General features: G+C 73.1%; 10 protein-coding genes. 5 read left to right on the forward strand and 5 right to left on the reverse strand.

What is annotated here, in order from left to right; all coding sequences use genetic code 11:
* Window positions 1-84 precede the first annotated feature (84 nt).
* Entirely contained in the window at window positions 85-600 is a 516-nt protein-coding gene (locus DN069_RS38930; RefSeq protein WP_111507954.1) for a hypothetical protein, read from the reverse strand.
* A gap of 318 nt (window positions 601-918) precedes the next feature.
* The gene (gene trpS, locus DN069_RS38935; protein WP_111507955.1) at window positions 919-1917 is read right to left on the reverse strand and encodes a tryptophan--tRNA ligase; all 999 of its coding nucleotides are present in this window, start codon (window positions 1915-1917) and stop codon (window positions 919-921) included.
* 273 nt (window positions 1918-2190) lie between these two features.
* Between trpS and DN069_RS38940 the strand changes: the two genes are divergently transcribed.
* Window positions 2191-2688 (forward strand): adenosine-specific kinase, encoded by a 498-nt coding sequence (locus DN069_RS38940; protein WP_207892424.1) that lies wholly within the window; start codon window positions 2191-2193, stop codon window positions 2686-2688.
* Between the two features lie 28 nt (window positions 2689-2716).
* Here the strand turns inward: DN069_RS38940 and DN069_RS38945 are convergent, their stop codons facing one another.
* Window positions 2717-3832, reverse strand: a complete 1116-nt coding sequence (locus tag DN069_RS38945) for a MerR family transcriptional regulator (RefSeq protein ID WP_111507957.1) — start codon at window positions 3830-3832, stop codon at window positions 2717-2719.
* A 63-nt stretch (window positions 3833-3895) separates the two neighbouring features.
* Window positions 3896-5041 (reverse strand): alpha/beta hydrolase, encoded by a 1146-nt coding sequence (locus tag DN069_RS38950; protein WP_111507958.1) that lies wholly within the window; start codon window positions 5039-5041, stop codon window positions 3896-3898.
* A gap of 124 nt (window positions 5042-5165) precedes the next feature.
* Here DN069_RS38950 and DN069_RS38955 point away from each other — a divergent pair, with 124 nt between their 5' ends.
* Both DN069_RS38955 and DN069_RS38960 read left to right on the forward strand, forming a co-directional pair.
* Complete coding sequence (locus DN069_RS38955; RefSeq protein ID WP_243640340.1) at window positions 5166-6578, forward strand: outer membrane protein assembly factor BamB family protein; 1413 nt, start codon at window positions 5166-5168, stop codon at window positions 6576-6578.
* A 115-nt stretch (window positions 6579-6693) separates the two neighbouring features.
* Window positions 6694-7311 carry a hypothetical protein gene (locus DN069_RS38960; RefSeq protein WP_133260207.1) on the forward strand — a complete coding sequence of 206 codons (618 nt, stop codon included), beginning with the start codon at window positions 6694-6696 and terminating at the stop codon, window positions 7309-7311.
* A 28-nt stretch (window positions 7312-7339) separates the two neighbouring features.
* Here DN069_RS38960 and DN069_RS38965 read toward each other — a convergent pair whose 3' ends face one another.
* The gene (locus tag DN069_RS38965) at window positions 7340-7786 is read right to left on the reverse strand and encodes a nitroreductase family deazaflavin-dependent oxidoreductase (protein ID WP_111507960.1); all 447 of its coding nucleotides are present in this window, start codon (window positions 7784-7786) and stop codon (window positions 7340-7342) included.
* Between the two features lie 195 nt (window positions 7787-7981).
* Between DN069_RS38965 and DN069_RS38970 the strand changes: the two genes are divergently transcribed.
* Together DN069_RS38970 and DN069_RS38975 are read left to right on the forward strand one after the other, a co-directional pair.
* Window positions 7982-8227, forward strand: coding sequence for a hypothetical protein (locus DN069_RS38970; protein ID WP_243640341.1), 246 nt, complete (start codon window positions 7982-7984; stop codon window positions 8225-8227).
* A 17-nt stretch (window positions 8228-8244) separates the two neighbouring features.
* Window positions 8245-8772: a histidine kinase gene (locus DN069_RS38975; RefSeq protein WP_133260208.1), complete on the forward strand. Its 528-nt coding sequence runs from the start codon at window positions 8245-8247 to the stop codon at window positions 8770-8772.
* The last annotated feature ends 64 nt before the right edge of the window (window positions 8773-8836 follow it).

An 8836-nucleotide genomic window follows, 5' to 3' on the forward strand; every position in this document is an offset into this window, starting at 1 on the left:
CCTCCGGGTTACGGAAATCCCCACGGTCCGGGCCTACCCTGCAGCCATGGCCAGCTGGGACGACGTCCGCGCCCCCGGAGGGGCTCAGCTGGACCAGCGGGACTTGCGGCGCTTCTCCGGGGTCGCGGGCTCCTCCGGGGGCGGGGAGGGTTCCACGGGCGGGGGTGTAGGTCGGTCGACGGCCACGCCTTCCAGCGCGCGGGCGAGGGCGACGACGTCGTCGACGGGCCGGGCGATCGCCGCCAGTTGGAGGGCGTGTTCGACGACGGGCGAGTTGGGGCCGCCGAGCGCGTGCACCAGTTGGACGACCTCGGGGACGGGACGGGTCACCACCGCCACGCGGAGGATGTCGCGGCCCCGCGTCAACTGGGGGCCGCGCAGCGCGGAGAGGAGGACGGTGAGTTCCTCCAGCGGCCGGCCGGCCGCAACCTCGCTGGCGGGGCTCGGCCACGCGTGCTCGCCGTCGGCGTCCAGCAGAGCGAAGAGGCGGGCGACGTCGGCGACCGGTCGGTTCGCGACAGCGCTGTGAACAAGCGCTGCGGCCCAGTCGGGAACGCGGTCGGGTTCGTGCTCGGCGGGAACGGCGGCCGTGGTGGCCACCTCCTGCCCAGTGGTCCCCCCGACGGTCCCCTCCGCGGTCTCGACCAGAGACTCAGGGCTCGATATCAGCGAGATTGCGCGTGCCACGGTACTTCTCCAGTTGTTGTGACGATGGATCACGGTGCGACGCGCCCGCCGGTCGGCGGGGCCTCTCCGCCCGACCAGCGTCCCCGTCGTGTCGGTATGCGAACCACCCCGGAAGGCCATGTGGGGGACGCGCGCGACAAAAGATTCGCGCGCCCGCACCACATGCGTCACTGCAGGTCACAGGGCTCACCGTGCGTCACCTGTCACGGAAAGTGACCATGCCCCCGCCGCTCAGTAGACAGAGTCCATGACCGCCCGCACCTCGTCCAGCGTGGCGTCGGCGACGGCGTTGGCCTGCTTGTTTCCGCGGCGCAGCAGCTCCCGCAGCGCGCCGCGGTCGTGGGCCAGCTCGGCGCGGCGGGCCCGAACGGCCGCGAAGCGCTCGTTGACCGCCTCGGTGACGACCTGCTTGAGGCGCGCCGCCCCGCCCCCGCCGATCTCCGCGGCGAGCTCGGCCGGCTCGCGCTCCAGACAGAGCGCGGCGAGCAGGACCAGCGAGGAGACTTCCGGCCGCCGCTCGGGCTCGTAGCTGATGTGACGCTCCGTGTCGGTCTTGGCGCCGCGGATCAGACGGGCGGTCTCGTCGGCGTCGGCGGCGAGCTGGATGGCGTTGCCACGGCTCTTGCTCATCTTTCCGCCGTCGGTGCCGAGCAGCAGGGGCGCCGCCGAGAGCAGCGCCTCCGGCTCGGGGAAGACGGGCCGGCCCGGCTGCGCGTAGCGCTCGTTGAAGCGGCGGGCGACCGTTCGGGTGATCTCCAGATGCGGGAGCTGGTCGCGGCCGACCGGCACCAGATCGGCCTTGCAGAACAGGATGTCGGCGGCCTGGTGGACGGGATAGGTGAACATCAGGCCCGACACGGCCGCCTGGCTGGAGTGCCTGATCTCGTCCTTGACGGTGGGGTTGCGCTGCAGCTCGGCCACCGAGACCAGGCTGAGGAACGGCAGCAGCAGCTGGTTCAGCGCGGGCACCGCGCTGTGCGTGAAGATCACCGACCGGTCCGGGTCGATGCCGACGGCCAGGTAGTCGAGCATCAGCTCCTCGACGTAACCGGGCAGGTTAGCGGCGATGTCGCGGTCGGTGAGCACCTGGTAGTCGGCGATCACCACATAGACCTCGGCGCCCTCGTTCTGGAGCCGGACCCGGTTCTCCAGACTGCCGAAGTAGTGGCCGACGTGCAGGCGGCCGGTGGGACGGTCGCCGGTCAGAATGCGGGGGCGGGTGCTGGTCATGAGGTTCTCCCGGGCTCAGGGTGGTGGGCGGGCCGCGCCGCAGGGCGGCGTTCGGCGCATCCACCCCGGTCGAGCCGGGAAACGCCGAAGGGCCGTCCGTGCGAACGGCCCTTCGAGGCGTGCGTGCGAGAGGGGGCCGCTCCTAGGAGGAGCGCCACCAGCACCGGCACGAGGAAAGCTGCATGGGGCAAGCATAGCGGCCGACGCCCGGCCGCGAGGAGGATTCGAAGGTCCCGACATGCGTCGGCGCGCCCACACCCGCAGGCTGACCCTATGGCAGCTGAAGCGGTGTCCCTCGAGGCGGTCGCGGTCGACAAGCCCGAGGACCTGAACGTGATCATCGGGCAGTCCCACTTCATCAAGACCGTCGAGGACCTGCACGAGGCCCTCGCGGGCACCAGCCCGCACCTGCGTTTCGGGCTCGCCTTCTGCGAGGCGTCCGGACCGCGCCTGGTCCGCCGCTCCGGCAACGACCCCGAGCTTGTCTCCCTCGCCGTGGCCAACGCGACGGCGATCGGTGCGGGCCACTGCTTCGTCGTCCTGCTGCGCGAGGGCTTCCCGGTGAACGTCCTCAACGCGGTCAAGTCCGTCCCCGAGGTCTGCGCGGTCTTCTGTGCCACGGCCAACCCGGTCCAGGTCCTCGTCGCGAGCACCTCCGCCGGGCGCGGGGTCGTCGGAGTGATCGACGGCGCGCCGCCACTCGGCGAGGAGACCGAGGCGGACGTGGCCGCCCGCAAGAGCCTCCTCCGGGCGATCGGCTACAAGCTGTAGGGCTCCGGCACGCAGGACGCTCCGGCCCTCAGGCCACGAGCAGGCGCAGGCCCAGCTCGGCCGCATCGAGCGCCGCGAGGTCGCGGTTGCGCTCGGCCCACCGGCCGGTCGCGAGGTCCTCACGGAGCAGGCCCACGGCCCGCTGCTCGGCCTCCGGCCCCACCCTGGTCCACACCGACACGGCACGGCGCACCTCGTCCTCCAGGTACGCCTCGGGGCGGCGCCAGTGGGCCTCGAAGAAGCCGTCGGCGCAGTCCCACGGGACGAGGACCGGCTCCGCGCGGCCTCCGATCGCCTGCGTCAGATCAGCCAGTGAGGGCCAGCCGACGAGAAGGTCCGCGAACTCCGGCAGGTAGTCGCGGGTCAGCCAGAACCGCTCCAGCCACCCAGGCGCACTGGCGTCGTAGGTAAACACGACGACCCGACGGGCCACGCGCCGCATCTCACGCAGCCCGGCGACCGCATCGGGCCAGTGATGCACGGTGCTGACCGCCATCGCGGCGTCGAAGGACCCGTCCGCGAAGGGCAGGCTCTCCGCACTGGCGGCCACGCACCGCGCCGCGCCCTCGGGACGCTGCGCCCGCATCACCGCCGACGGCTCCACCGCCGTGACCTCGCGGTCCGGTGGCTCGTAGGAGCCGGTTCCGGCGCCGACGTTGAGCACCGTGCGGGCGTCCCCGAGCGCCTCCCAGATCCTCGCGGCGATCCGCGGGTCGGTGCGCCGCGTCGCCGGGTAGGCGGATCCGATGGCGTCGTACAACTGGGCTCCGAACACTCTCAACTGCTCCTCCGGTGTCGTCCTGACCCCCATGGCCCTTGCCTCCAGTTCCCGCTCGATCGCCCTCGCCATGGCGTCGGCGCGGTCGCGCTGCTCCAGCGTCAGCGCGCGCAACCGGCGCAGGCGCGCGACGGCGTCGGTGGCCGGGTCGTCGACCAGGTCGGCGATCTCGCGCAGCCCGAAGCCGAGCCGCCGGTAGGCGAGCACCTCCCGCAGGCGCTCCACGTCGCCTGCGGCGTAGGCGCGGTAGCCCGCCGCGGTGCGTGCGGAGGGCCGTACCAGGCCGATCCGGTCGTAGTGGTGCAGGGTGCGGACGGTCACGCCGGCCAGCTCGGCCGCACGTCCCACGGTCAGGTGTGCTTCCACGTCGCCGACTATGCGCCATGACCCTGCGTCAGGGTCAAACGGTCGTCCCCGACGGTCGGTCCCTCACGGCGCCGGCGGTGCCAGGTGGTCGCTGAGGAACTCCAAGCACGCGGGCAGCAGGCGGATCCAGGTGGTGAAGTTGTGGCCGCCGGTCGGGACCATGGCCTGCGAGACGACCATCGGCGGGTGGACGAGAGCGGCGAAGGCCTTGGCCTGCTGGTAGGAGGCGCCGTCCTCCTGGCTGGAGGCGAGCATCAGCGAGACCGGCGGGGGCAGCAGGTGGGTGAGCCGCCAGTTCAGGTCGGCCTGGTTGCGGCGCAACTGGCTGCCGCCGAAGAGGTCGCCGGTGGTGATGTCGTGCGCCGCCTTGAAGTACCCGGAGAGGGAGGCGGCCGTGGTGTACACCGACGGGTTCCGCATGGCGAGCTTGAGCGAGCAGTACCCGCCCGTCGAGTCCCCGATCGCGCCCCACGCGGCGGCGTCGGTCCGCACCCGGTAGGAGCCCTCGATGTCGAGCGGCACGTCCGCGGTGAAGTAGGTCTCCGCCTGCGGGCCGTTGGGGATGTCCTCGCACTCGCTGTCGCGCGGCATCGACGGCGAGGGCCGCATCAGCACCTCCACCATCGGCCTGACCTTGCCCTGCTGGAGCAGCTGCAGCTCGATCGACGGGTACTGCAGCTTGGTGATCAGGTTCTTCGCGTCCCCGGGAAAGCCCGTCGTCACCACCAGCACCGGGAACCGGTCCTTGGCGTAGCCGGGCTGGAAGTACTGCGGCGGCAGGTAGACGTAGCCGTCGGTGGTGAGCCCGGTGACGTGGCCCGGGATGCGGACCCGGTCGACCCGGCCGACCTGGTCCGGGGCGCGGACGCCGATCCCGTCCGAGCCGGTCGACTCCTGCCCGAGCACCTCGACCGCGCCGCGCGGTCCGGCCCGCGTGCCGGTGCCGGGCACGGTCGCCTGGACCGCGACGGGGCCGCCGCCGATGCCGAGCAGGTCGTGCCAGCTGCTGTAGAAGGAGAAGTAGTCGTTGGCCCAGATCCCGAGCGTGCACACCAGCAGCACCTGGGTGACCACGACGGCGACGATCCGCCCGAGCACGGGCTTCCAGCCTCGTCCCGCCAGGCGCGGCCACAGCCACACCATCGCCACGAGGCAGACCCCGGTCAGCACCGCCGCCAGAATCAGGAGCCCGCTCCCGGTCAACCCCATACGCCCGTCCGACCTCCCTGCCGTGTGCGCACCTTCTCCCCTCAGAGTGCACCAGCGGCGGCACACGCGTCACCGACACGCGCCGCTGCCACCCGCCCGGGGCGGCGGCGGGCACACTGAGGGCGTGCCCCGCCTCCCACGCGCCGTGCGTGTCCTGACCGTCTGCGCGGCGCTCCTCGCCGCCGGCTGCACCAGCGCGTCCCCGGGCGCGAGCCCGACCGGCCCCTCCCCCGTCCCGGAGCTGACCCTCTCCCCCGGCGCCGCACACCCGCCGCCGACGCTCCCGGGCGACTGGCTGACCTACCATCACGACGCTACCCGCTCGGGCGACGTCCCCGGCATCCCCGCACCCGGCGCACTGCGGCCGACCTGGCGGGCCGCGCTGGACGGAGCCGTCTACGGGCAGCCGCTCGTCGTGCGCGGCACGGTCGTCGCCGCCACCGAGCACGACAGCGTCTACGGACTGGACCCGGCCACCGGACGGGTCCGCTGGCACACCTCCCTCGGCACCCCAGCCCCGCTCTCCTCGCTCCCCTGCGGCGGCATCGACCCGCTCGGCGTCACGAGCACGCCCGTCTACGAGCCCACCACCGGGCTGGTCTTCGCCCTCGCCGAGCTCGTCGGCGGCCGGCACGTGCTGACGGGCCTGGACCCGGCCACGGGCACCGTCCGGGTGCGCCGGCAGGCCGAGTCCCCGCGCGGCACCCCGCGCGACGACCAGCAACGCGGCGCGCTGGCGGCCGTGGACGGCAGGGTGCTGATCACCTACGGCGGCCTGGAGGGCGACTGCGGCGACTACATCGGCTCGGTCGTCTCGGTCCCGGCGACCGGCGCGGGACCGGTGCTGAGCCACGCGATCCCGACGGCCCGTCAGGGCGGCGTCTGGGCGCCCGGCGGGCCGGTGCTCGCGCCGGACGGGCGCGTGTTGGTGTCGGTCGGCAACGGCGGGTCCACCAAGGGCCCGTGGGACGGCTCGGACTCCGTCCTCGCCCTCGACCCGCGCTCACTGACCGTCACCGGGTCCTTCGCGCCCACGAGCTGGCCGCAGGACAACGCGCACGACCTCGACCTCGGCTCGCTCACCCCGGCCCTGGTCGGCCGCTGGGTCCTGGCCGTCGGCAAGCGCGGCACCGGCTACACCCTCGGCCTCAGCACCCGGCTGCGCCGCACCGGCGTCGGCGGCGAACAGGCCCAGGCGCACCTGTGCGGCGCGTTCGGCACGGCGGCGGTCTCCGGGACCACCGCCTTCGTGCCCTGCACCGACGGCCTGTTGCGCGTCGACGTCGGCCCGGACGGCGTGCCCCGCCCCGGCTGGCGGGTCGCGCTGCGTGCGGCCGGCTCCCCGGTGCTCGGCGGCGGCGCGGTCTGGGTGCCCGACTACGGCGCGGGCGCCCTGCTGGTGCTCGCCCCGGCGACGGGCCGGGTGCTGGCCCGGCTCGCCACCGGCCCGCTGCCACACTTCGCCTCCCCTGTGCTCAGCGGCGACCGCGTGCTGATCGGCACGACGACGGGCGTGACGGCCTTCACGGGGGCGTGACGAGTGCCTGCAGCCCTGCCGTCAGGGCATCGGTTCGTGGACCACCGGGCGAGAGGCGAAGCCGTGGAGGGCGCGTGACAATGGTGCGAGGGGTCCCCGACCTCGGGAGGACCCGATGAGTTCGCACGCGCGTTTCACCGCCGCGGCCACGGCGCTCGCCGCAGGCCTGTTGGCCGTGACGACCGGCGCCGCCGTCGCCGTCCCCGCAAGTTCAGGTTCGCCCGGCCCCTCCGGTCCGCCGCCCATGTCCGGGATACCCTCGGGCAGTTCGAGCCCCGGTGGCTCGGCGAGCGGCTCCGGGGCTTCGGGCTCCATGGCCACCACGACATGGAAGTTCTACAGCGTCAGCACTTTCAGCGGCCTGCAGACGGCCAACGGCCAGCCCGTCACCAACCCGAGCACGGCCCCGGCCGTCGGCTACTACGCCGTCGGCACGGACAACGACTACACGGGCGACCACACCAACCACGCGTCCGACGTCTCCGCGACCGACCACCTGTACTGCCTGTTCACGAAGGCGCCGGCCACGGCGACCTGCTCGGCGGAGATCGCCACGAGCCAGGGCATGTTGCTCTCGGACAACACCACGCAGAACTTCGCCGCGCAGCCCACGACCCAGACCTACAAGATCACTGGCGGCACCGGTGCCTACCAGGGCGCCAAGGGAACCGTCGTGGTCACCCCGATCGCGAACAGCAACAACGCCGACTTCGTGGTCACCTGGTCGAAGTAGACACCTTGCGCACGCCCCCCTCGCCCGGTCAGTGCCCGGTCGGCGCAGGCTCCAGCACGAACAGCGGGATCTCCCGCGCGGTCCTGGTCTGGTAGTCGGCGTAGTCCGGGTACGCGGCGACGGCGCGCTGCCACCACTCGGCCTTCTCCGCGCCGGTGACCTCGCGCGCCGTCATGTCCCGCCGCACCGGCCCGTCCTGCAGCTCGACCCGGGGGTCGGCCTTCAGGTTCCAGTACCAGACGGGGTGCTTCGGCGCGCCGCCCTGAGAGGCGACGACCGCGTAGCGCCCGTCGTGCTCGACCCGCATCAGCGGGGTCTTGCGCAGCTTGCCGGACTTGGCGCCGACGGAGGTCAGCAGGATGACCGGCATCCCGCGCAGCGTCGTGCCGTCCGTCCCGCCGGAGGACTCGTACGCCTCGACCTGGGTCCGCACCCAGTCGGTCGGGCTGGGCTCGTACTCGCCTTTGAGCGGCATGCGTATCCGTCCCATCGCTCTCGGTGACGCTGGACCCTGCCATGATCCCACTTCGGCGCCCGGTCCGGGTGCGGAACTCACCGAGCGCTGGATGGCCGCCCAGAACGCGCGCCGAGGGCGCGGAGGTCGGATGATGGGCGGCGAAGCCCGGGCCGAGCCCGCCCGGGCCGGCCGAACAGCGCGGAGGTGACCACGGTGAGCTGGCCTGACGCCGGAGACGAGCTGCGAGAGAACCTCGACGAGGCGCAGCTCGGCAAGCCGGAACCCTGGTACTTCTGCCTGCGGCACCAGCGCGTCGAACAGGGCCACCAGTGCCCCGCGCGCTTCTTGCTCGGGCCCTTCGCCACGCAGGAGGAGGCCTCGCACGCCCTGGAGAAGGTGCAGGAGAACAACGAGGCCTGGGACGCGCAGGAGCGTGGCGAGGACGGGGGTGCGTCGTGAGGGAGATGTCCTCGGACATGGAACACGACGACAAGATGCTCTTCTTCACCCTCAAGGACCGGGACGCGGCGGAGGCCGCGTTCCGCGACGTCAAGGAGTTGCCCACGGTCACCCGTGCGGCGCTGCTGGAGCGCGACGCGGACGGCAGGGTGACGGTCCCGCAGGACTACGACCCGGGCGCGGGCGGCGCGATGGTCGGCTTCGGCACGGTCGGCACCATCCTCGGCCTCTTCATCGGCCCGCTCGCCACCGCGATCGGCATCGCCCTCGGCGCGAGCCTCGGCGCCCTGGCCGACGGCGAGGAGGCGGAACAGGAGACCGCCGGCCTGATCGGCCTGTCCGCCTGGGTGGACCCGGACAGCTGCCTCCTGGTCGCCGAGATGGTCGAGTCCGACCCCCGCGCAGCCAATGCCATCGCCGCCCGCCACGGCGCCCAACTCCAACGCGTCCCGGCCGCGGAGGCGGCGCAGTGGCTCGACGACCTCCGCACGCGAGCAGAGGCGGAGGCCCCCGGCCCTTCGGGCGGTCCCGGCGTCGCCCTCTGACCGGTCCCCGGGGTCAGAGGACGCAGAGGCCGAGGAGGGTTACCGCGCAGGAGGGGGCGGGGGT

This window comes from Streptacidiphilus pinicola, assembly GCF_003258295.1.
GTDB lineage: Bacteria > Actinomycetota > Actinomycetes > Streptomycetales > Streptomycetaceae > Streptacidiphilus > Streptacidiphilus pinicola.

What these genes read in the sequence shown, in the direction of transcription:
- trpS (WP_111507955.1), bottom strand. Translation starts at nt 1,917, where the DNA reads ATGACCAGCACCCGCCCCCGCATTCTGACCGGCGACCGTCCCACCGGC.
- DN069_RS38940 (WP_207892424.1), top strand. Translation starts at nt 2,191, where the DNA reads ATGGCAGCTGAAGCGGTGTCCCTCGAGGCGGTCGCGGTCGACAAGCCC.
- DN069_RS38950 (WP_111507958.1), bottom strand. Translation starts at nt 5,041, where the DNA reads ATGGGGTTGACCGGGAGCGGGCTCCTGATTCTGGCGGCGGTGCTGACC.
- DN069_RS38960 (WP_133260207.1), top strand. Translation starts at nt 6,694, where the DNA reads ATGAGTTCGCACGCGCGTTTCACCGCCGCGGCCACGGCGCTCGCCGCA.
- DN069_RS38965 (WP_111507960.1), bottom strand. Translation starts at nt 7,786, where the DNA reads ATGCCGCTCAAAGGCGAGTACGAGCCCAGCCCGACCGACTGGGTGCGG.
- DN069_RS38975 (WP_133260208.1), top strand. Translation starts at nt 8,245, where the DNA reads ATGGAACACGACGACAAGATGCTCTTCTTCACCCTCAAGGACCGGGAC.